General features: G+C 61.9%; 16 protein-coding genes. 9 read left to right on the plus strand and 7 right to left on the minus strand.

Annotation, left to right across the window (positions count from 1 at the left end):
- Positions 1–68: 68 nt before the first annotated feature.
- The 4 genes from WKV53_RS10755 (at position 69) to WKV53_RS10770 (ending at position 8,260) form a co-directional block, all read left to right on the plus strand.
- Positions 69–1,916 (plus strand): polysaccharide lyase family protein, encoded by a 1,848-nt coding sequence (locus WKV53_RS10755; protein ID WP_341404585.1) that lies wholly within the window; start codon positions 69–71, stop codon positions 1,914–1,916.
- Positions 1,917–2,011: 95 nt separating this feature from the next.
- Entirely contained in the window at positions 2,012–5,488 is a 3,477-nt protein-coding gene (locus WKV53_RS10760) for a coiled-coil domain-containing protein (protein ID WP_341404586.1), read from the plus strand.
- Entirely contained in the window at positions 5,488–7,056 is a 1,569-nt protein-coding gene (locus WKV53_RS10765; protein WP_341404587.1) for a trypsin-like peptidase domain-containing protein, read from the plus strand. The genes WKV53_RS10760 and WKV53_RS10765 overlap by 1 nt, the downstream gene beginning before the upstream one ends.
- 160 nt (positions 7,057–7,216) lie before the next feature.
- Entirely contained in the window at positions 7,217–8,260 is a 1,044-nt protein-coding gene (locus WKV53_RS10770; RefSeq protein WP_341404588.1) for a hypothetical protein, read from the plus strand.
- Positions 8,261–8,292: 32 nt separating this feature from the next.
- Here WKV53_RS10770 and WKV53_RS10775 read toward each other — a convergent pair whose 3' ends face one another.
- Entirely contained in the window at positions 8,293–8,691 is a 399-nt protein-coding gene (locus tag WKV53_RS10775) for a hypothetical protein (RefSeq protein ID WP_341404589.1), read from the minus strand.
- Between the two features lie 205 nt (positions 8,692–8,896).
- Here WKV53_RS10775 and WKV53_RS10780 point away from each other — a divergent pair, with 205 nt between their 5' ends.
- Both WKV53_RS10780 and WKV53_RS10785 read left to right on the plus strand, forming a co-directional pair.
- Positions 8,897–9,382, plus strand: coding sequence for a hypothetical protein (locus WKV53_RS10780; RefSeq protein WP_341404590.1), 486 nt, complete (start codon positions 8,897–8,899; stop codon positions 9,380–9,382).
- Complete coding sequence (locus WKV53_RS10785; protein ID WP_341404591.1) at positions 9,383–10,147, plus strand: TSUP family transporter; 765 nt, start codon at positions 9,383–9,385, stop codon at positions 10,145–10,147.
- Between the two features lie 12 nt (positions 10,148–10,159).
- Here the strand turns inward: WKV53_RS10785 and WKV53_RS10790 are convergent, their stop codons facing one another.
- Both WKV53_RS10790 and WKV53_RS10795 read right to left on the minus strand, forming a co-directional pair.
- Positions 10,160–12,016 carry a sialate O-acetylesterase gene (locus tag WKV53_RS10790; protein ID WP_341404592.1) on the minus strand — a complete coding sequence of 619 codons (1,857 nt, stop codon included), beginning with the start codon at positions 12,014–12,016 and terminating at the stop codon, positions 10,160–10,162.
- 7 nt (positions 12,017–12,023) lie between these two features.
- Complete coding sequence (locus WKV53_RS10795) at positions 12,024–13,394, minus strand: hypothetical protein (RefSeq protein ID WP_341404593.1); 1,371 nt, start codon at positions 13,392–13,394, stop codon at positions 12,024–12,026.
- Between the two features lie 183 nt (positions 13,395–13,577).
- Between WKV53_RS10795 and WKV53_RS10800 the strand changes: the two genes are divergently transcribed.
- Complete coding sequence (locus WKV53_RS10800; protein ID WP_341404594.1) at positions 13,578–15,293, plus strand: YHYH protein; 1,716 nt, start codon at positions 13,578–13,580, stop codon at positions 15,291–15,293.
- A 6-nt stretch (positions 15,294–15,299) separates the two neighbouring features.
- On the opposite strand, the gene WKV53_RS10805 is transcribed toward WKV53_RS10800, so the two are convergent.
- Both WKV53_RS10805 and WKV53_RS10810 read right to left on the minus strand, forming a co-directional pair.
- Complete coding sequence (locus WKV53_RS10805) at positions 15,300–16,331, minus strand: TolB family protein (RefSeq protein ID WP_341404595.1); 1,032 nt, start codon at positions 16,329–16,331, stop codon at positions 15,300–15,302.
- Positions 16,332–16,392: 61 nt separating this feature from the next.
- Positions 16,393–18,837: a malectin domain-containing carbohydrate-binding protein gene (locus WKV53_RS10810; RefSeq protein ID WP_341404596.1), complete on the minus strand. Its 2,445-nt coding sequence runs from the start codon at positions 18,835–18,837 to the stop codon at positions 16,393–16,395.
- Between the two features lie 132 nt (positions 18,838–18,969).
- Between WKV53_RS10810 and WKV53_RS10815 the strand changes: the two genes are divergently transcribed.
- On the plus strand, positions 18,970–19,515 hold the full coding sequence (locus WKV53_RS10815) for a hypothetical protein (protein WP_341404597.1): 546 nt from the start codon (positions 18,970–18,972) through the stop codon (positions 19,513–19,515).
- Positions 19,516–19,569: 54 nt separating this feature from the next.
- Complete coding sequence (locus WKV53_RS10820; RefSeq protein WP_341404598.1) at positions 19,570–21,786, plus strand: GH92 family glycosyl hydrolase; 2,217 nt, start codon at positions 19,570–19,572, stop codon at positions 21,784–21,786.
- A 3-nt stretch (positions 21,787–21,789) separates the two neighbouring features.
- On the opposite strand, the gene WKV53_RS10825 is transcribed toward WKV53_RS10820, so the two are convergent.
- Together WKV53_RS10825 and WKV53_RS10830 are read right to left on the minus strand one after the other, a co-directional pair.
- On the minus strand, positions 21,790–22,323 hold the full coding sequence (locus WKV53_RS10825; RefSeq protein WP_341404599.1) for a pyridoxamine 5'-phosphate oxidase family protein: 534 nt from the start codon (positions 22,321–22,323) through the stop codon (positions 21,790–21,792).
- A 112-nt stretch (positions 22,324–22,435) separates the two neighbouring features.
- Positions 22,436–23,710, minus strand: coding sequence for a glycoside hydrolase family 2 TIM barrel-domain containing protein (locus WKV53_RS10830; protein ID WP_341404600.1), 1,275 nt, complete (start codon positions 23,708–23,710; stop codon positions 22,436–22,438).
- Positions 23,711–23,763 lie beyond the last annotated feature (53 nt).

The following is a 23,763-nucleotide window of genomic DNA, read 5'->3' on the forward strand; positions in this document are numbered from 1 at the left end:
GTCCATCCCCGGAATGGGTGACTGCTTTTCCGGACACAAGCGGAGGCGATCGGGGGTTCAATTCGCACATGAAATGGCTTTCAACGCTTCGGCGCGCAGCGCTCGGACTCGTCCTGGGAATGGTGTGTCCCGCGCATGGCCAAGACGCCAAGTCGGAAGCCGTCACGCTGAATGATCGCGGCAAGGAAGTGGTGCTCAAGAACGACAAGGTCGAGGTGACCCTCAACAAGGGGGCCTCCACCATCACCTCCATCCGCATGGGTGACAATGACATGGTGGCACGCGGCAAGCCGGTCTACTACAGCATGGGCGGCGGCGCGTCCTATCGCCAGCCGACGGGAGCCGCGTTCCGGATCGTGGAGAGCACGCCGGAGATCGCCCACGTCGCCTTTCTCCAGAAATGGAAGCCGGGTTCGCCGCAGGCCGTGGATATCGAGGTCCACTACGCGCTGACCCGCGGTGAATCGGGCGTCTATACCTACGCCACCCTGGCGCACCCGAAGGACTATCCGGACTCAGGTGTCGGGGAGTGGCGCATGGTCTGGGGCATGCCGGCGAAGAACGACCGCGAGTGGCTGATGGAAAAGATCCGCGTGGATGCTCTGCGTGATTGGGAGATGCCCTCGCCCGCCGATCTCGCGAAAGCGAAGCCTACCGGCATCAAGGAGATCATCTCGATCACCAGCGGGCCGCGCGCCGGACAGAACGACTGCAAGTATGACTTCAACCTCGAATACCACTCGGTCGGCTGCTGGGGCCAAGCCAGTGACAAGAACCATGTCGGCGCATGGATCGTGCTCGGTGGCTACGATTTCTTCAATGACGGGCCGACCAAGCAGGACCTCTCCTCGGCCTCCGGCATCATCCACATCCACTTCGGCCGGAACCACTACGAGGGATCTAGTACCAAACTGACGGCCGGCGAGGACTGGCGGAAGATCTACGGACCCTTTCTGCTCTACTGCAACCAAGGCGGCAATGCCGACCAACTCTGGGAGGACGCCCGTCGCAAGGCCGGCATCGAGCGCAAGAAGTGGCCCTACGCATGGGTGGAGGACAAGGCTCTCTACCCGCCCGCGGCCCAGCGTGGCACGGTCAGCGGCAAGCTCACCCTGCGCGATCCGCTCAAGCCGAAGCTTACCGCCACCGGTGCGTGGGTTGGCCTTTCACAACCCGATCCCGGCAGCAACTGGCAGAACGAATCCAACCGCTACCAGTACTGGAGCAAGGTGGCGGATGACGGATCCTTCACTATCCCGCACGTGCGGCCTGGCAACTACACCTTGAACGCCTTCACCGATGGCGTGGTGGAGGAGTTCGAAAAGAGCAATGTGACCGTGAAGGAGGGCTCGAATCCCACAGGCGACCTGGCGTGGGACGTGAAACACCACGGCAAAAAGATCGAGTGGGAGATTGGCATTCCCAATCGTCGCGCGACGGAATTCGCCCTCGGGAAGGACTACTTCCATGGCTACGGTTGGGACCGCTTTTCCAAGCTCTACAAGAACCCGCTGGTCTACACCACCGGCAAGTCCGACCCTGCGAAGGACTGGAACTACGTCCAGGGTGCCTACTCGAAGAACGGCAAGGTGATGCCGTGGCCGTGGGAAATCCATTTCGATCTCAACGAAGTGCCCGCCTCAGGTACGGCGACCCTCGTAGTTGCGTGGGCCTCCGCGGAAAGCGCCCGTGTCGATTTCGACCTCAATGGTGACAAGATCGCCTCACTCAATCCCACTGGCGGCGGCAATGCGCTGCTGCGCGAGAGCGTTCACGCGAAGTACTCCTACGACTACATCGACATCCCGGTGTCCAAGCTGCACCGCGGCGCGAACCGGCTGGTCCTGACCCAGACCCGCAACCAAAGCCCGGCCTGCCACGTGATGTACGATTACCTGGCGCTGGAGCTTCCCTAGTTGACGCCGTACTATCACCGTAAGGTTTTCGACTCGCCGTCCTTCAAGCGGGTGGCTACGACCTTATCTGGCAGATAGCTCAAACTCGCCGCGTCATGACACGCTCCCGATTTCATTTCCTGTTTCCCTCAGTCCGGTCTCTCCGATGGATGGTCAGCGGTGGCGTGATCGTTGCCCTCACCGCCTGCAAGGAATCGAAAAGCGGGGCTTCCAGCGCGTCCGCCCCGGCCACGGAGGAAAAAGCACCCGCAACACCTGCGCCCCCCGCCATCGAACCCCTTGCGCCCGCCGCGCTTGCCAAGGTCCTCCGCCAAGCCGTGCTGATCCGGACCAAGGACGGAACTGAAATCACCGGCATGCTCTTGCAACCCGGCGGACAAAGCTCCGGGAAAAGGCCGGAGTATCTCATCGTGGCCGACACACCCACTGATGCCGAGCACATCACCTTCGCCTGTCACAATGATAGCGGCACGATCGTTTCCCTGTCCGCGACCCGTGCATTGGTCCTGCCCAATGGACTTCCGGTCTACAGTTTCAGCTCGGCGAGTTTCGTTCTGGCCCCTGCTAAGCCGGAAGACGGAGCAGCCGTCGGTCCCGTCCAGGCGTGTCGGCTGGCTGGCGAAGGTTCGCTTCCGGATGAGGAACGCAAGCAACTCGAAGAGAAGGTCACTGCCCTCCGTGCGGAGCTTAACGAGCTTCAAAAACAGCAGAACGATTTCCGGCCGGCGGATCTTGGCTCCCGACCCTCCCGGGAAGACATGGAAGAAAGAAGCCGCCGGATGCGGGAATTTTCCACCACGAGGTCAGGCCTGACGACGGAAATAGCGAAGCTGAACCGCAGGCTTACCATGCCGCTTGATGCGATCAAGGTCGCCCAGATCGCGACGCTTGCCACGCCCGAAGCACCGGCAAAAACCGCATCCGAACTACAGAATACGATATTGGCTGGCAGCGATGGCACGGTTCGCGCGGTTCGTCACGGGGACCAGTGGATTTCCGCAAAGGAGGTGCTGGACGGCATTTCGGTCACGCCTACCGAGGTGGGGCTCGAAGTCTACGGAAGCGAGAGGGAGGTGAACGTTTCCTGCAAGGTCCAGTGGAAGCTGCCAATCGGGATCCCGGATTGCGTGATGCTCGCGGCGACCACCTACCAACTGGAATCCGTGCCGGGCAAGGACCTCGCTGACCGCTTGTCAAAAGTGGCCACGGAGGAGATGTCGCTGTCGAAGGACGTAATGTCCCGATCCATGCGCGCGGAGTGGAATGGAAAGCCCACTTCGCTCTGGATCCGGGTCTTTCCCAAGGGCCATCCCGAGTCTCCCGTGGTCGACGAGATGATCCTATTGGACTATCCCGGACGATTCGCTGCGAAATGGGGCAAGCCTCCCTCGCCGCTCGTAAAGCCGGCGAAAGTGCAGGAGGACTCGCCGGCGAATCTGGTGAAGGAGATGGCGAAGATCGATGCGGGCGGAACCGTGCTCGACCTGATCGCTGCCGGGGATGGCTCGGTTCTGATGGTGAGGACCGACAAGCCGCCTTATTGGAGACCCTTCGATCTCAAGACGGGAAAACCGGGCGATGCCCCATGGAAGGCCGGACCTGACACGCTCCTAGCCGCGCAGGCGGGGAAGGTCTATCTGGTCGATCGCAAAACCTCGGCGGTGGAAATCTGGGATCTGGCGTCCGGGCAACGGACGGGCCTCCAGGTCTTGCAGCTTGAAGGCTCGGTGGTCGCGGTGGCAGCGCCGATGTCGGCGGCGAATGCGCCCCTGCTGGTGGCCACTGACAAGACCGCATCCTTTGTCGATCCCCAGAACTTTGAAGCCATCCCGAACGGCTTTGACATGCACGAATGCTTCACCAGCGAGCACCTCGATTACCGCCGTCTGGCCGCGGTCGAGCCCGCTTCCCTTGTCCTCAGAGCCTCGCGTGATGGCGCGCTCTACACCGTGTCGGGAGATCGGAAGGACGAGCCAGAAAGAGAACCCTACACCTACAGCGTCACGCTCGATCCGTCGGGGCTCACCACTGTTAACAATGCCTCCCAAAGGACCTTGAGCGGCGGTGGACGTCGTCTGTCGGAGTCGCTCGACGATCATGGTGGCGGCCAACTTCAGCTCAGGGCACAGCCGAGCGGCCGGCCGTTTCCCGGTTCCCCGGGTTCTATTTCCTTCATGGAGCCGCGTGATCGAAAGGAGATCGCGGAACTGCGGAATCCCCCGTTCATTCCGCCGACCCGGCACGCGGATTCCGGACCGCTGCGCAGCGACCGCGCCATGTATCTGGATACGTCGCAGGGTGTCCTCGTGCTGCCGGAGGAAGATCATCTTCACCTCATCCGCCTCAATTTGCCAAATCAGCCGGCCGCTTTCCCGGAATTCGCTTTCGCAGGCGAGGAGCTCTCGATCCCGCTGCCGCCGGGGCGCGATCCCAGAGTCACCCTGACCCCCAAGGGCATCGTCGTGATTGGCAAAGGAGTCGCCACCTGGAAGGTGCCCGATGACGCCGAAACCCACCAAGTGAGGATCGCCCTCGAGTGGACCGGCGAACTCGGCTCCACCATGACGGACTCGATGGAGTGCCGGATCATCCGGCGGACTCCCGGGCCCGCCATCGTCTCGACGGACGGAAAAACCACTCTTCCCCTGAGGCGGGCTGCGGTGATCCCCGGAGATGCAGGTGTCGCTGGCTTCGCAGGTGCCGGCCAAGTCCTGCTCACCTTGTCCAGCCGGGGTGCGGCGGCATGGAGCATTGCCGATGGAGAGCGATTGTTCTCCGTGGACGGACGAGCGAAAATGCTCTTCGGCGACTTCGATCAACTCTACCAGCTCGGTCACGACGGCGTATTCAAGTCCTTCGACCTGCGGACCGGCGCGATGCTGAAAAAAACTTCCTTCGGAAAAGACAGCGGCCTGAAGGGCTTGGCTGGTATCACGACCGGGATGGCCAGCCGCGGCTCGCTGCTGGCGGTCGAGCAGGATGGGGCGCAGCGGTATCTCTGCCTGGTGGACCGCAAGACCTTGCAATCGCGGGTACTCCAATTCCCGGAAGACATCCGGCAGAGGTTCTTCAATCCCGACTTCGTTCCCAACATGGACGGCACCACCGTCTGGACCAATCGAGCCGCGGTGATCCGCGATGGCGACCGGCTCACGGTCAAGCCGTTCGATGATGGCCTGTACAACGGCCGGCCGGACGTGAGTGGGCGCTACATCGTGGGGAGTGACTCCATTCTCGATATCAAGGCGATTCCGCCGATAAAAACCAAGTTCGCGAGTTTGCCTGGTTTCGTGCCGGGGATGAGGACCCAGTTCGATGAATCGGGCCGCTATCTCCTGTTTTTCAATCGCGAAGATTCCCAGGTTTGGGTGTCCGTGCGTGATATCGCCAAGCCGGGGCAGGAGCTCTGCAAGCTCACCATTCCCGGCTTCGGCGGAGATGAACCGAGTCTGATCAGCAGCTCTAAAAAGCTGATTTGCAAGCTTACCCGCGATGAACAGGGACTCGGCATCTACGACCTCGATATCCCTGCCATGGTGGCCAAGCTGTCCTCACGTGCGGACAAACCCTGATGCCTCCCCAACTCATCATGAATGCCATGAAGATCGCCCGCTGGCTCATCATACCGCTCTTCGCATCGGGCGCGACGGCGCAGGTGAAGGACGCCACGAAGTTGTTCGAGGCGCTGGAACCTTCCGTGGTGCTGATCAGCGACGAGGAAGGCGGCGGTAGCGGGGTGGTGCTTTCCGCCGATGGGATGATCCTGACCAACGCACACGTGGCAGGAGCAGCGCTGCCACTCACCGTCTCGGCGATCGTGGAGGAAGGCGGCAAGACCGTGCTCAAGAGCTTCCCCAATGCCGAACTTCACAAGGTTCACGCGACCAGCGATCTGGCCTTGTTGAAATTGACCGCACCGGGTTGCCGTTTTCGCCCGGCCAGCTTGTCCAAATCGGAAGACGATACCAAGACGGGCGGCACCTGCTATGCCTTGGGATTCCCGTTTCTGCCGGGCCAGAACAAGCCCGCGATTACCATCACCAAGGGCATCATCAGTTCCGCCCGGCGGATGGTGGGCGAGCTGCCCTACATTCAGCTCGATGCCGCCCTCAATCCCGGCAACTCGGGTGGCGCGCTGGTCAATGACAAGGGGATCCTCATCGGCATTCCAACCTTGCGGATCGAAGGAACCGAGCGGATCGGCATGGCCACACCGATAGCGGGTCTGAAGATGGATCAATTCGTGGATCCCAAGGATCGCAAGGGAGATCCGCAGGAGGCCAGGCGCCTGTCGAATATCGCGTCCGCGCTCACTCTGAGGGACGCGCTCTCGCTGGGCTTCGACGACGAAGCAGCTGCGCTCGCCCTCTACCTGCAGCGGCAGGCGATCGCCTTGGAACCGAACAATCCGGAATGGTCGATCGCCATCTCCTCGATGTACCTGCGCTTCGACAAAACCAACCTGGCACGCGCCTATGCGGAACAAGCAGTCAAGCTGGCTCCCAAGTCGCTCAATGGCCGGCTGGGACTGGCGGAGCTGTTCGATGCACTGAAGGAACCCGAGAAAGCGGCGGCCCAGCGCATGGCAGGGCTTCCCCTGCTCACGGACTCGACCGAACCAGAACTCCGCAAGAACCTCTTCGAGAAACTGGCGGAGAACTTCCTCGCGACAGGCCAACCGGTGAGGGCGCTTTACATGTTGTCATGGTCGGGGCTGACGACCCCTGCGGATGCCGGCCCCGCCCAGAGGCTGGCGCTGCAAACGGCGGAACGCTCGGTGCCGCAAGCCCTGCTGCGCGAGATCATGGACAAGAAGACGGGCCATAGCCTCGAGGACATGGAGGCCATAGTCCGCAGGGCCGCCACCGCCGGACCCGTCACTCCCCTCCCTGTGGAGCCACGGGACGACACGGGCAAAAAAACGGGGGCGTCAACCGTGGTCACGGAAGTTCATTTCAAGAATGGCGTCGAAGTCCGCATGGCGGATTCACCGCCGGGAGTCACCTTCAACCGTGAGAAAGGCACCGTGGAGTGGACGCCGCCGCCCTTCTCGCGGGTTGCGGAAGCCCGCGTGCTATTCGCGCTCAAGAACCCGGATGGGAACGAGGAACTGGAGGTGGTGGTGCTTCGCCGTAACTAGTTGCCGCGCGCACAAGGACCGCGATCAAGGCGCCGCCTTCCAGGTGACGCCTGACTGACGTAACGGACCTTTCCGATGAGGCTCCGAAACGTGACGAAGCTCAGTCAACCGGAGGCCGGGCTTGCACCACCGCACCGGATGGCGCTGCATGTCATCCTCCATGAGCGCCGATCCTCCCCCCATCCGGCCGCGCCGCCCGGTATTCGTCACCGTCATCGGGTGGCTGTTCATCGTGGCGGGGACGCTGCTGCTTCCGATCAGCGCGATCTCCCTGGTGATGATCGTGGCGGGCAGCTACGGAACGGCTTCCACGGATCTCACCGGCTTTCTCAGCGTGATCGTGGCTCCGCCAGTCGCAGTCGCGACGGGCATCGGACTGCTATGCCGCTGGAGCTGGGCACGGCCGGTCGCGGTGCTTCTGTTAGCTTTCCTCATCGCGCTGAATGTCCGCGACCTGCTGAATCATCGCTCCACCACGGAAACCACCGTCGACCCGTCGGGCTTGCGAACGACGGTGCTGGCGTCGCCGCCGAATTACCACAGCGTGCCTCTCATCGGGATTGGAGTGGTCCTGATCGCAAGGTTGCTTGTCGGGTTTCCCCGGGGTGCTGCTTCCGCCGCACGCAAACTATCCACTCCAGCGCCGGAACGCGACTGGCGAGTCGGACACCGCGGCCGCGACGGCATGTACTACGAAGAGCTGCAGGGCGGCACCTGGCAGCGCATTGATATCGACGGCGAGATGCTGATGGGCCGTGCGCATCATGTGATCTATTTCGCCTCGCCGGAAGCATGGCAGCGCTATCCCGAGTGGGCGCGTCACCGCCGCGAGGAAATCATCGCGCGCATCAAGGGCGAGTTCCGGCCGCCGGACTACGAGTATGGAGACGGTGGCTCGACCCCGGCCGCTGTCCCGGTCTCGGTTCCGCCAAAAACCACGCAGCAGCAATGGGGCGCGCTGGCCCTGTTCGTCGCGATCCTCCTCGCCCTTGCCGCCGGGATGGGATGGCTGGTGAAAAGCGGGCTGGAGCGCGAAACCACGTGGTTCCCCGCCAAGCGCGCAAGCATGCAGCGCACGGTGACGAAGCAGGCCGAGCCGACGACCTACTGGATTTCGATCAGCCTTTATGCCGCCATCGGCCTCAGCTCCGGCGGGCTCGCGCTGTGGATGCTGAAGGAAGGACTCCGGTCCGGACGGCGGTAAGCCTGCCTCCGGATCAGGACTCGCGAGATTGCTTACTTGGCCGGAGGTACGACGACGGTTTCCACCGTTGAAGTGGAAGCGTATGCGGGTCGGGGGCAGCGGCTGCCGTGGTTCGAGTAGCTCAGCAGGCAGCCATCGCGGCTGTATCGCAGCTCCCGCTCGGTGCCCGGAACCAGATTGATGCCCTTGTAGCTGGGATACTCGGAGTAGTCCCAAGCGCCCGCCTTGACCTTCCAGGTGAACCAGCCATCCCAGGTGAACCAGCCGTCCTGCGCCGATGGCTTCTCCTCGACGAGAAGAACCGCGGTGTCCGACCACGGCTCCCGCGCTGCAACTTCGGCCTTCGCGCGGATCAGGATTTCCCGCTGTGTGGTGAGGCTCCCGCAGCTGGCGAGAAGAACAGGAAGGGGAAGAAGAAGGAGTAGGCGCATGGCTGGAAGGGGTGCAGGGTTGGTCGCTGCCGGGCGTGTCCTCCATGGAGCTGCCCGAAGCACTAACAACTAGTTCAGGAATCGCCCCCATGCCAGCTGAAATCGGGACGCTGGCAAGGCAGAACGGGGATCCGAACAGGCACCTTCTTCAAGCGCGCAGGGTTGAAATTTGACATTTCCGTGTATTTCGGGCATCCGAGAGGGCGTGGACGAGCCGTCCTACCAACCGACCGACCCGTCCGAAGAAGAACTCCGGGCGATTCTGGAGAGGCGCGAGCAGGTGCTGGCCATGCAGCAGCACAATCTCGGGCGGATCGTCACGCGCGTCGTTGTCGCGCTCATCGCCCTCGCCCTCATCGGCTTCTTCAGCTCCAGCGAGAACCGGGAAATTGTCGCCTCCCTGTTCCGTGAACCGGCTCCCGAGCCCGTCCTTCCTCCTGCGCCCCCCCGTCTCCCCACCGATGTGGGGCTCGGGCCGGCACCTGCCAAGCCAGCGGCCGGACAAGTGGAAAGCGCGTCCGACGAACTTCTCCGGACCGCCACCAACGCCAGCGCCGGCCCTTTGATCTCGCCGGAATCAATTTCGTCGGACGGAAAGATCATCAGCAAGGAAGACATCGGATTCGCATCGGAGTTGCTGAACTTCGCTGAAGGCCCCCGGACGCAACGGGCGAAGCAGAAGGATAAATAAATGAGCGGCCTGTCGCCGGTCGCACACGGCCTGCTTTTTCTCGCCGGATTCGCCGGTGGTTTCATCGATGCCATTGCCGGCGGTGGCGGCCTGATCACGGTGCCGGCCTTGCTCGCGACGGGCATGCCGCCGCAGGTCGCGCTGGGGACGAATAAGCTGCAATCGTCCTGCGGCACCGCGATCGCCGTGTGGCGCTACTCCAAGGCAGGCCTGACCAAATCACCGGGGCTGTGGCTGGCCGTCGCTCTCTCGTTTCTCGCGAGCATGGCCGGAGCGCAGGCGGTCAGCGTGCTGAACAAGGATCTGCTCAAGCAGCTCATCCCGTGGTTGCTCGCGGCGGTGGCGATCTACACTGCGCTCAACCGGCGCTTCGGCATCGATAGCGGGAAGCAGAAGATGTCCCCGGTGATCTTTGCGATCCTCTTCGGCATCGTGATCGGCTTCTATGACGGGTTCTTCGGTCCGGGCACCGGGTCATTCTGGACGCTGGCAACGGTGGCTCTGTTAGGTCTCGATTTGAAAGGAGCCACCGGCTATACGAAGGCGGCCAATCTCGCCAGCAACCTGGGGTCGCTGGCCATTTTCCTGAGCCACGGCTCAGTCCACTTCAGCGCGGCTGGCGCGATGATCGGCGGGCAATTGATCGGTGCGAGGCTGGGCGCAGGTCTGGTCGTCCGCAAGGGAGCGGGATTGATCCGGCCCGTGTTCCTCGCCGTCGTCTTCGCGATGACGGCGAAGCTGCTGTGGGATGCGCTGGCTCGTTGAGATCGTTCCTTCTTACTTCGCGGCACCGCTCCACTTGAGCTTCTGAGTGGCGTGGCCCTTGACCTTCACGATCAACTTGCCGGGCTCAGCGCTCTCGACGCCTTCCACGCGGACCTTCGCCTGATCACGGGTGAGTTCCACCACCGGAGGACTGCCACTCACCGTGACCTTTTCGGAAAGCGCGATGTGGAAGGGGGCATCGCCGCCGCCATTGTTGGTGAATGTCCACTCCATCGAGTCGTCCTGACAGGCGATCTCCAGGCAGAATTCATTGTCGCGGCACTCGATGCGGTTGGGTCCGGTCATTTTCACATTCGGCAAGGCGCGTGGGCCAAAGCCGCCGGGCATCGAGGTGCCGCCGCCGGGTTCCATGGAGAGGAACTGCTTGCCACCGGCAATGAGGCTGGCGACGTGACCCAGCTCGCTGGTCTGGATCTGATAACCCGGGCTGATCAAGCGATAGATCGCCGGCAGCGGCTGGAAGGCGAGCGAGTGAGGAGCGAGCGTATCCGTGCGGAACAATGAAGGAGGCAGGCCTTCGCCATTGACGAGGTTGGCGTCCGGCAGGCCACCCCATGCGAATCGTACGGTCTTGGGTGCGGCGACGCTGGCAGCTGTTAGAGTGACGCGAGACCCGTCGGCGATGGCATCGGCGAAACGATAGTCGCCATCCTCTCCAGCAATCGCGAACCCGCGGATCGGGCCGCCGGTGCTTTTCACCGGCTGGTCGAAGGTCACGACGATGCTCTTTCCTTCCACCTTCACGTCCTTCATCTGCGGACCACGGGCAATGACGTTGGAGCCAAAGACTTCCTTGCGGGCGAGCAGGGACAAGCGACGGCCGATCTCTTCCTTTTCCACGGGATGAAGGTCGAAGCCATTGGTCGTGTCATGGGTCACGGCGAGATGCACGCCCTTTGAATCCGCGCAGCCCTTTGCCTGCGCCTCACGAAGCCAGCTGAAGTCGAGGCCACCCATGTTTCCGGAGAAAGCCGGCAGCTGAACGATGAAAAACGGCAGCTCCGGTTGCTTCCATTGTTTGCGCCACTGGGTCGCGAAGTTGGCCAATAGACTCGCGTAGGCACCGGGATGGGCGCCGTTTGATTCGCCCTGGTACCAGAGCACGCCCTTGATTGGAGCGGCGGTCAGCGGCGCGATCATGCGGTTGAAAAGATGGCCGGGACTGATGTTGAACATCGAGCCGCTGATCTCGCTCGCCGGGATCGAGGGCAGCGTGCCTTCCGGCGTCCACGCTTCGATGGCGGTGCCACCGAAGGAGCTGTCGACAATGCCAATTGGCACGTCTTTCAGCTTCGGATCATCGCGCAGGTGCAGCGCGAAGCCGGCACCGACGGCGGAGAATTTCTTCAGCGTCTCCGGCGTGGCGTGATTCCACTTCGCACCCGGATCCGTCTGCGGCTTGTCGGCCCCGGCTTTTGGAATCATGAGGACGCGCAGACGCTCGTCCGCCGCGCCCTTCGCGATCAGTGCGGCACCACCTTGCGCCTCATCGAGGCCCATTTGCATGTTCGACTGGCCGGAGCAAACCCACACGTCTCCGATCAGGACGTCATCAACCTTGGCGGTCGCACTGCCGTCAGAGGCCTCCAGAACGAAGGGCCCGCCCGCGGGTTGCGCGGCGAATTCCGCCCGCCACATGCCATCCGCTCCGACCTTGGCGGACTGCGACTCTTTGCCGAGCGACACCTTCATGGTGCCATTCTCCGGACCACTGCCGGAAACGGTGATGGCAGCATCACGCTGCAGAACCATGCCGGATGAAAACAGAGGGCTGAAGGCAGCCGGCGCGGCGAAAGTGACGGACGATGCTGCCATCGCCAGAAGGGTGGAACGAAGTACGAGAGTCATCGGAAGTTCAATTTTTCTGCGCGGGCTTGAGCGCCGGATCATCGAGGTCGAGGCGATAGGCCATCTGGTTGTAGTCGTAGCGCGGGGTCTTGATCTTGTTGTCGGTGAAACTGGTGGTGTAGGTGCCTTCGAAGATCAGCACCGGTTCATCCGGAGAGGTGAGCTGCCAATCGATCTGCACGTTGTAGAAGGTGTAGTTCTCGTGCGTCGCCACCTTGACCGCGGGTCCCCACGGGCCTTCGGGTGAATCGCCTTCAAGATACCAAACCTCACCGAACACGGACGGCTTGCCGAACTTTTGTTGGAGAATCATCACCCACTTCTTGCGGTAGCCGCTCCATGCGATCGATGCGGATGACGGCGCGATGTCGCCGCTGCCATCAGCGGTTTTGAAAGACTTCACCGGCTCGATCGCCTGCCACTGCGCGCGATCCTTCCATGCCTCGTAGGTCGCCGGGCATTTGAAGTTCGCTGGGCCGTTGAAGTAGACCCAAGTCTTGCCTTTCTCATCCTTCCACAGCACCGGATGGCCATCGGGATAAGGCTTCGGCGGATTCGGCTCGGCGTCACTGCGTTTCCAGAAGGTCGAAACGATGTCGAACTTCTGAGTCGCATCATTCCACTCCGCGAGGCCGAAGGAGGACGCCTTCATCATGTCGGCGATCTTCGACCAGGTGGCGACGAGGTGCTCCTTGCCCTCCTTGTCCGGCAGCGAAATGAAACCGGACAGCCAGACCGGCCCCGGGCCTTCCACCTCGATCGTGCCACGGGGGATGCCTTTGTCATTCGTGACGTAGTCGTAGACGATGCCAGTAGGCGGCTTGAGGGCTGCCAGCGGTTTGAGGGCGCTGCTGGCCACGGGTGTGTTGAAGATGCCGAGCGGATAGGCGGGCAGGTTGGTATCGCCCCACAGCCACATCAGCTTGCCCTTGTAGGTGGCGGTCTGGACGGTGTCCGAGCCGAGCACGCCGCTCTCCTTCCACTTCGGGAAGCCGCCGAGCTTCTGGCTTTCGGCGAAGATCCCGCCGCCCGTGAGCCTGCCGAGCCGCTTGGCGATCTGCTTGCGCTCGATCTCGATCTTGAAGGTGCCGCCGGGCTTGGGGGTGAAGCGGAGGCCCCGATTGCCGAAGCCATCCTTGTTCAGCTCGTAGCCGTGGGAATGCACGGTCAGCCAGGTCTCGCGGCCCATGAATTCGGGAGCATCGAAGGCGACCACGCCGGCATTGTCGGTCACGAAGGACTCGTCATTGGTAGTGGTCAGCTGCACCAGCGGCACCGGCCAGCCATTCGATTTGTCCACGACCTCGATCTTGCAGGGTTCCAAGGCATGAGAAGCCGAAACGAGCGCTGCGAGAGAGAGGACGAACTTTAAAGGCATGGCGGATGGGTGGACGGGCGCGACCGATACGACTGCCGCGCGGCCATTTTTCAAACGATGACCGGATTTCAAACGAGAATGCCATCAAGGGGTTTGGGAGCGCGATTTACCGGATCTTAACAATTTTCCCGCTGGGGCACATCATCTCCTAACAACCAAGGCCCACGGTGCCCCCATCCTCCGATGAAAGCGACTCTTCTCCTCAGCGTCCTCATCCTCGGCACCGCCGCCGCGGACCCGCAGCTCAGCTCGTGGTACACCGCCCGCAGCGGCAGCTACGCGCGGATCTACACCAGCACCGGCAATCAGGGCACCGGCACCACCTCCACCACTTGGTCGCGCGGCACCGGCGTGCAGAGTTCGCCGGTTTACGCGGGGCTGCATGAGATCGATTACTCGAACGACTGGGTCTACATCCGCACCACCGGGCTGGCAGGGCACATCATGGGACCGTGGTACCTCGATGCGGCGAAGTCGCAGAACTTCCCGAACTTCCCCGCGAACACCGCGACGATCTACCGCATTCCGCGCAATCCGGTGATCCCGCCCACGACCAAGACGGCCACCGGCCTCGGTGCCTCCGGCTACTATGTGAATGGCGTGGCGATGTTCGACATGCGCGATGCCTTCTCTTACTCGACTTCGAATGGCCAAGACGCGACGCCCACGAATGGCATCACCGGCGACGGCATCTGGAATCGCGAAGCCTATCACAATGAATCGGTGACCTTCGACGCCGGCTTCGCGCATCAGGCAGGCAGCCAGTATCATTATCACGCCCAACCGCCGGGCCTGCGTTACCAGCTCGGCGATCACGTCGCCTACAACGCGTCCACCAATGTCTACACGGAGATGCCGGGACTGCCGACGACCCACTCGCCGATCGTGGCGTGGGCGGCTGACGGCTTGCCGGTTTATGGGCCCTACGGTTACAGCGATCCTAACAATGCGTCCTCGGGGATCCGTCGCATGACCTCGGGCTTCCGGCTGCGAAGCATCACCACGCGCACCGCCCTGCCCGCATGGGCGCAGCGGGTGCAGAACAAGACCACCCTGACAGCCTCGCAGTATGGCCCGGCTGTCTCCACTACCTACGCGCTCGGCCACTACCTGGAAGACTACGAATACAAAGGCGACGTGGGATTCACCTACGGCACTGACTTCGATCTGAACGAATACAACGTCCGCTACTGCGTGACGCCGGAGTTTCCTAACAAGACCTGGGCCTACTTCCTCACCATCGCCGCCGACGGAACGCCGGCCTATCCCTATGCCACGGGTCGCCAATACTATGGCACGCCTAGCGGTGGCGCCGTGGGTTCCATTTCAGAGTCCGTCACGACCCATTGGCAAGGGGGGCCGAACAAGCAGGAGACGGCAGAATCCGTCACGCCGTCTGCCGCGAACAATGACGTCGAGATCACGTGGAGTGCGGTGGAAGGAGGAACCTATCAGATCACCGCTGGCGATACCCCTTCTACCGACCAGAACGTTTCCACCCCCACCCTGAGCGGCTCGGACAAGCTTGTTTACAAGGACACAGGCGCGCGGGCCTCGCATGCACGCCGCTTCTACCGTGCCAACCGCACCGCGCTCGCTTCCTTCGACAGCAATGGCTTCAACTACACGCCACCGGGTGGAGGTACGGGTGGGACCGTCAGCTTCACCTTCACCTTTCCCACCAACCCGATGTTGCCGCCGCAGAATGCCATCACCTCGATCACGGTGGGTGGTGTCACCACCTCGATCACGAGCTATACCCAGGGAACCGGCAGCGCGACGCTGAGCTTCAACAATAGCACCCTTTCCTCCGGCACCGCGTATCCGGCCATCCTCACCTTCACCCCGCCCGGCATGACGACGCGGACAGTGACATCCACGAACAGCTACACGCGCTGAGCGGATTCAGTGGTCGCTGCTCCCTGGCGCACCGGCGATGTCGTAGAGAAAGATGCCGTAGCCGACACCTGCGGCATCTTGCGTCTTCGCGAGCTGGAAGGCGATGAACTTGCCGTCATCGCTCACGACCGGGTTCGAGGCCTTGAAGCCGGGGGTGTCGCTGAAATAGGTGAGCCGCTCGTAGTTGCCGCTGCCATCCAGGGCGAGCTTCCAGAGGTCGACATTGCCCGAGCCCTTGTGGTTCTGCTTGTCACACTCGACCAAGGTGAAGCGGCCATCGGGAAAGACGCCTTCGGGCTCGTCATACTGCCCGGGAGCGTTGGAGAGGTTGGTGACCTTCTTCGTGGTGAGGTCGATGCTGGCGACGTCGGTGCCTTGATGGCCGTACGCGCTGAAAGTTAGCACGCGCTCGTCGGGCGACACGTAGTTCTGTGTTTCCATCGTGCAGCGGAAGGGCAGATCCTTGCTCTCGATGATGACCTGCTGGTTCGCCAGCTTTGGCTTGCCATCTTCCATGACGATATCCGCCTCCAGCATCCGCGAGCTATCGCGTTCCATCTCTTCGGGATACTCGGCGGCGACGTGGGTCCACGCGATGTGCATGCGCTTGCGCGAAACGGCGGCTCCTTCACTGCACTTGGTGCCGAGTGGTACAGGACGTTTGGTGCCGCTTTTATCCAGTACCGAAAGCCAGCACTGCGTGCGCGCCTCACCAATATGGGCGGGGTCGAACTGCTCTGGCCCGGACAGGAGGATGTCGTCATTCGCGAGGTAGGTCGCCCGGGTGTAGCCGTGGTGCGGATAGTGCGAGGTGAGGTTGCGGATGCGCTTGGTCGCGAGATCGAGCTCCATCGCATCACCGAAGGTCTTCGAGAGAAACAGGACCTTGGTGCCATCGTGTGAAAAGTCAGCACGTTCGCCGAACCACGTCAGCCGCGTGATGTGCGGCGGCAGATGATCGGCCGGGCTTTCAGGCTCGGCGGACGCAGAAACGATTCCGGCAAGCACCGCGGTACAGATCAGGGCCCGGCTTTTCATGGTTCCGCCATTGGAGCCGAACATGGGCTCAGGTCAAGGCCACCGCAGGGCAGCAACGTCCCTACTCTCCGACAGGCTCGAAGAACACCTGGCAAAACCCGCGTCCGCCCGCCGGCGTGAGGGACACCGATTGCTCCGCCCGCTGCTGCGGCGTCATCGCCTCGATCTGTGCCCGCGTGAACGTGACGACCCGATTGGCCGAATCCGCGAGATTGGAAAGACCGCCACTACGATGCAGATAGTAGTTTCCCAGGGGCTTCAGCCCGGGAAGATGCACCACGATACCACCTCCGGAAGCTTCGCAACGAACGCGAAACGCGAGGTCGTCGGCGGGATCATTCGGGTCGAGTTGAAGTTCATACTCCGCCAAGTTGTTGGCACCACCGCCGTCCGAGTCTCCGGCGGTCTGCCCGGCCAAGCCGTGCTGGGCGAGCCATTCCTCAAAGGTCGGCGCAACCACGACCGTCGGTTTCGTGAAGACCTCGATGCCGGATAGCACCGGGTTATTCGTCCCGTGCAGGAAGCCGATATTCAGCTGCCCGTCGGTCACTGTTACAGGAACTTCCACCGCCAGTGCCGTGTTCGCTCCGACGCGGGCGAAGATGTCGAAATCGTCCACCGCCAATGCGCCCTCGGCGGTAATATCGAACACGCGTCCGCCGACAAACGAAACGCTGGGCACGACCTCCACGAAATGCAGCACCACGCGGTAGTCGCCATTCGGCACGGCCAGCCCGTAGGTCAGCTCAGGGGCGGAATCGCGGTCGATGCGGCGCTTCTGATAGAGCGCTGGCTTGTCGGTGCCGGTGATAATGGCGGTGTTCGTATCAGTGTAACCTGTGTTGGAACCGTAGTCCGCCGCCCAAGTGTTTCCCTGAGGATCCACATATGAGGCATTGCTTCCCACATTCACCCGCAACAGCGCGGAAGGACTAAGCGTCGGGGTGGCGGTGATGGTGGCCGCTGTGGATTCATTTCCTGCGGCATCGATGGCTCTAACGTCGTAGGTGTAGGCTGTGCCATTGGATAGACCCGCGTCGGCGTAAGTGAGGGCACCGACCGTCGCGATCGGAGTCGGGTTGCCGTTGCGGCGGATGCGGTAGCCGGTCACGCCCACCTCATCGGTGGATGCATTCCATGTAAGCTGGACGGTGCCATTCCCAGTGTTGGCATTCAGGGAGCCGGGCCGTGTCGGCGCCACGGTGTCGGCAGGTGTGGTGACGGACAGCGATGCCGCGCCGGAGTGATTGCCTGCGGCGTCGTAGGCTTTCACTTGGTAAGTGTATAAAGTTGAAGGCGAGCGGCCGGTGTCAGTGAAGGTCGTCTGCTGGGTGGTTCCGATCTCCGTCGCTCCACGATAGACTCGATAGCCAGCCACGGCGACGTTGTCGGTGGATGCGGACCAGCCAAGGGTCACGCTTGCGGCAGTGGCCGAATTGACGGCGAAATTTCCGGGCACGCCAGGAGCCTCGGTATCGCTGGAGCCCGAGCCGCCGGGATCGTAATCAATCGTGAGGATGTTAGAGCACGAGCTGCGGTCGCCGCTGCCGTCCACGAGCACGGCGGAGAGCACTTTGATTCCCTCTGGAGCATCGGCATGGGCCAAGGTAGCCACCACATCGACGAATCCACCGGCACCGATCGTGGCCGTATTGAAACCATAAGCGACCGCCTTGTTCGTCTCATACGGTTCGACATCGTAGCCACTGCCGATGATGTGGAGCTCGGTGTGTACCACCCACAGTCTCACCGTGGCTCCCGCGGGTCCGGTGACGCGCACCGTGGGATAGGAATTCACGGTGAAAGGCGATGTCTTTCCCGTCACCGCGATGGTTGGCGTGGCCAGATTGGATGCGGACAAGACGCCCTGCGACATCTTGTTGCTGTTAGAACTTCCGGTGACGCCGCCCATGCGCACGACTCGCGTAGTTCCATTGTCGAAGGTGACCGTCACGGTGGCTCCAATGACCTCCAGCCCGGAAACGCTTGCCGCGTGATCCGGCCCCGGAGGAGGTGCGCCCTTCACGCTGGTGGGATCGATGTCAGAGGAAAAGGTCATCGTTTTCCCCGCGCCAAAGGATACCCCGGCGCCGAAGTCGACGCGAAGGACATCGTAGCCATCCGCGCTGCCGATGCCATCGTGCGGCGACTCGAAGGCGTGGGTGGGCGTGCCAGTGCCGGAAAATGAATCGAGCTGGAATTCCTTGCCATCCGGATCACCCGCCGTGCCCGCGGGATCGAAGACGACGTCCGGCAGGATCGCGGTGCTCAGGTCGATCTTCGCGGAGAGGATCTTCTCACCGGAGGTCGACAGGTTCTCTAACTGGAACGATCCGCCGGTGTTGGTGCTGGAGGTTTCGAGACTGCCGCTGCCGCTATTGATGGTAAGCCGCGCGGCGGCAGCACCTTCACTAACAACGGGAGCCAAGGACAGGATCGCGGCCAACAGGCCAAGCCGGTGAAACGGCACGGTGGATGGGAAAAGCAGTTGGGGGGACAGCTTCATGGGGCCCGGCGGGGGGAAGCCGGTGAAGGGATCATTTCCCGAAACCGCGGCAATCGCAAGCAGCGTCCGGACAAAAGCCCATTCTTACTTCCGTTTGCGCTCCAGGGAATGTGGACCTATCCGTTTCCCACCATGAAGCCACTCCACCCTTTGCTTTTTGCCACGCTGGGAAGCTTTGCCCTGCTGGTCGGCACGGTCGACGCCAAGCCGGATAAGGAGAAGGACAAGGGAAAAGGCGGGGACAAGCACGCCGAGAAGGGCAACAAGGGGAAGCCTGACAAGAACGACAAGCAGGAAGAGAAGGCCGACAAGCATGCGGCCAAGGACGAGGAAAAGGGCAAGAAGCCGAAGTTCAAGGATACCGAGCGCACCCGAGTGGTCGGCTACTTTGAAAACTATCGCAACGAAGCCCACGGCCTGCCGCCGGGATTGGCGAAAAACCTTCGCCGCGGAAAACCGCTGCCTCCGGGCTGGCAGAAGAAACTGCAGCCCGGCCTGGTCATCGCGGATGACTGGTGGGGCGACTTTTCGCCGGTGCCCTACGAATGGTTCCCCGACGTGGAAGTCGTCGCGGACACGCGTCTCTACTGGTACGGCGACCGCATCGTCCGGGTCTATGAACCGCGGCGCGAGATCATCGATGTCATCGTCGTTCCGACGATCCACGTCGATTGGTGACACGGGCCGCTTGCAAGAGACCGCGCACCGGAGGCGTATCGCCGCGCCTGACGGATGAAACATCGAACGACTTTAATCACGGCCTTGGTATTCGGAGGCCCACTGACTTTTGCCGCGGAGCCGGTCGACACGATCAATCCGCTCTCCGGCACCGATGGCGATACCGAGTTCTCGCGCGGCAATACGGTGCCAGCCATCGTCGCTCCCTTCGGGATGACAACGTGGGCTCCGCAGACCGATGAATCTGTCTCGCCCTTCTATCAGATGAAGCACAAGCAGTGGGAAGGCATCCGCGCGACCCACCAGCCGAGCGTGTGGATCCGGGACTATGGCGACTTCCTGGTGACGCCCGTGGTCGGCGAATGGAAGGGCACGCGAAAGAGCCGCGCGTCTGCCTTTTCGCATGAGAAGGAGACGGCGAAGGCCTACTACTACTCGGCATGGCTGGATCGCTATGAAACGAAGGTCGAGCTGGTGCCGACGGAGCGTTGCTCGCTGATGCGGTTCACGTTTCCTACCACTGATCAGGCCGCAGTAGTTTTCGACAACGAAGGGGAGGTGGAGGAATTCGATCCAGCCCATCGCAAGATCCGTGGTGCGGCGCGACACGTCACCTTCGGCGCACCGGGCGGCTTCGCGATGTACTTCGTGGCCGAGTTCGATGATGCTTACACCGCCTTCGAGATTGAGAAGAAGGAGAAGAAAAGCACGGCTGCGGTGCGCTTTAAAAGCACCGGCAAGGCGGTTGGCATGAAGATCGGCACGTCTTTTATCAGCTACGAGCAAGCGGAGCTGAACCTGCGGCGCGAGCTGCCTGATTGGGATTTCGATGCCGCTCGTGATCGCTCAAGGGCGACTTGGGCGAAGGAGCTCGCCACGGTGAGCATCAAGGGAGCCAACGAGGACCAGCAGAGCATCTTCTACACGGCGCTCTACCGTTCACTGCAGTTCCCGCGGATGTTCCATGAGCCGGACGAGAGCGGGAAGATCCGGCACTACAGTCCCTTCGCCAATGGCAAGCTCTTCGATGGCACGCTCTATACGGATAATGGCCTGTGGGATACCTACCGGACCGCCTTCCCTTTCCTCGCCCTCTACTATCCGGATCGTAGCACGGATATCCTGAATGGCTGGCTGAATGCGTATCGCGAGGGCGGCCGTCTGCCGAATTGGCCGAGCCCGGGCAACCGGCCGTGCATGATCGGCTCGCACAGCGACTCGATCCTCGCCGATGCGTGGGTAAAGGGATTGCATGGCTTCGATCTCAAGGACGCCTATGCCGCCGTGCGCAAGAACGCGACCGAGAATGATGCCCAGGGCTGGGCCGGCCGTGACCACCTCAACGAGTACCTCGCCAAGAGCTACATCCCCATGGATGCGCGCAAGGAGGCCGCGACTTCCTGCACTCTGGAATACGCCTACGATGACTACTGCGTCTCCCGCCTCGCCAAGGCGATGGACCGGCAGGATGACTTCAAGCTCTTCAGCGAGCGTGCCCGCAACTATCACAACGTGTGGGACCCGCAGACCGGCTTCATGCGCGGCAAGATGGCGGACGGCTCGTGGAATGAACCTTTCGATCCGCTCGCCTGGGGTGGGGCCTATGTGGAAGGCAATGCGTGGCAATGGACGTGGTCGGTGATGCACGACCCCTATGGACTGATGAAGCTGCTAGGCGGACGCGAAGCGATGGCGAAGAAGCTCGACGACCTCCTGTCCATGCCGACGACCTCGGTAGTCGGTAGCTATGGCCACAAGATCCACGAGATGCGTGAGGTCGAGCACGCGAAGATGGGCCAATACGCGCATGTCAACGAGCCCTGCCATCACGTGCTCTACTTCTACAACCACGCCCGCCAGCCGTGGAAGACGCAAGCGGCTGTGCGACGCGTGATGGATGAGCTCTACGATCGCAATGGCATGATCGGCGACGAGGACACCGGCCAGATGTCCGCGTGGTACGTTTTCAATGCGGCCGGGTTCTATCCCTTCTGCCCGGGCAATCCGAACTACCTGATTGGCAGCCCGCTGTTCCAGGAAACGGCGATCCAGCTCACCGGAGGCAAAACCTTCACGGTGCGCGCCGCAAACAACAGCCCGCAGAACCGCTACATCCAATCGGCAAAGCTCAATGGCAAGCCCTTCACCAAGAACTGGCTGTCGCACGAGACCATCGTCGCAGGCGGCACGCTCGAGTTCGAGATGGGTAGCCAGCCGAACGAAGCGTGGGGTAGCGGCGAGGGTGATGCTCCGCCGGACGAATGGCAGTAAGCCTTACACCTTTAGCGTGCCCTCAATGGAGTCGTCGAGCGTCTTTCCAATGGCGGCTCCGATGAGGATCTTGATGCCGGCGATGGCATTGCCGTGTTTGGTGTCCCAGTAGTAGCCTTCAACGGGCTCTACTTGGATCACGGTGATGCGCGGGTCATCCTTGCCTTCGGTGAACCATGTGCGGATCGCAGGCTCCCACAGCTCCTCGATCTTGGAGTGATCCCTGCTGATCGTCGCGCGGCCCTTCAAGTGCAGGAAGTCCGAGTGGGTCGAAGCTTGGAAGTAGAGCTCCACGGTGGGTAGTGCGCTGAGTTCCTCATTCTTGTGGCTTTCACAGGAGCTGAGGAACCAGAGGTTCCCGTGCTCATCCACCTGCCGCACATTCATCGGCCGCGTGTCGGTCGTGCCGTTCGGGGCCATGGTTGAAAAGAAGCAGTTCGGCGACTTGCCGACGATCTCCTGGATCTTCGCCACCGCATCGAGACCGCGAAGGTCTTCATGGGTGTCTTCCGGTTGGTTCTCGTGGATGGAGTTCATGGAAAATGATTTCGGGTTAGAGCGCTCGCCTTGGAGACGAAAAGCCCATCCTACAAAGGGACGCATGAACCCGTCCTTGTCCAACGAAAGCGATTCCGTGTTCCCCTGTTCTCTATTCCACCTTCACTGATGCGTGAGCGATTGAGAGATTCGGGAAGTTATCCCGAGCGAAGGCGTAGATCTTGGTCGGACCGGTTTCCTTCGGAAGCTGCACCTTGTAAAAGCCGGGCTTGCTGCCGGGTTCGTACTTCAGCGGCTTGGCTGCGTCGCGACGTGCACGGTCGCCGATCCGCTGGTTGTAGTAGAAGCTGACTTCGACGGGATTGTTCTCCTTGTCGATCACATCGAGCCGGACATCGATCCACTCGCCGGGTTTGCGTGGCTTGTCGGGATCGCGCAGCAGGAAGGTATCGATGACCGGCGGCTGATTGACCGGATCCTTTCCGGTGAAGGCCTTGCGGGCGCCCCAGTAGCTGGGGCGGTAGGCGTCGTTGATGAAGAAATCGAGCCAGATGCCGGGGTGGCTGAGCTGGTTGCCGAAGTTGAAGAGGAATCCGCCGGCAAATTGGTCGCCGGATTGTTTCTGCACGTCCGGCCAACCCTTCGCAAAGATCTCGTACTTCTGCTCGTCCTTTGGCTCGGGCCTCACGCCATTGGAATCCGGCTTCAACTCCCACTCGCCGGTCGCGCCGAATTCGCCGAGGAAAAACGGCTTCTTCACGCCGAGCTTCTTCAGCTCTCCCGGCACGGCAAAGACGGCGTAGCCATAGACGTTGATGCCATAGAGATCGAGCGACGGGCAGTGCTTCTCCCAATACGGCACATCGCTGGTCCACGCGGAAACGGAAGCCACCGGGTGATTGGGATCGAGCTGCTTGATCGACTTGCAAACCGTTTCGAGATACTTCGCGTAGGCTTCCTTCTCCGGCTCGGTGGCAATGTTCAGCGTGACCTCATTGCCCACGCCCCAGCCGAGCACTGCGGGGTGATCCTTGAACTTCTTCACCGCATTCAGGGCCGTCTCCATCTGCGCCTGCTTGCCCTTTTCGTCGGTGAGCCAGTTGAAGCTGTCGTCGCCTTCCGCACCGGGGCGGCCGTGGCGCATCCAGATGCCCAGCAGCACCTTCATGTGATGCTGCTCCGCGAGATCGAGCAGGGTCTTGGTGGTATCGCCCGTGCCCCAGGTGCGGAGCGCGTTCACCTCCAGCTCGGCCATTTTCTTGAAATCCTCCGGCTTCGGCTTGTCGGCATAGGTGATGCCGTGAATTTGGAACGGCTTGCCGCCGACCTGTAGCTGGCCGTCGGACACGGTGACGGTTTCGCCCCCGACTGCGGGGAGAGCAAAAAGGAGGGCGGCCAGGGAGGCACGGAGGATGGGAGAGATCATGCGAGTTTCGTGGGTTGTGCAGGAAAGACGTGCCCTCCGCACGCTTTATTGCA

This window comes from Luteolibacter sp. Y139 (assembly GCF_038066715.1).
Taxonomy (GTDB): Bacteria; Verrucomicrobiota; Verrucomicrobiia; order Verrucomicrobiales; family Akkermansiaceae; genus Haloferula; species Haloferula soli.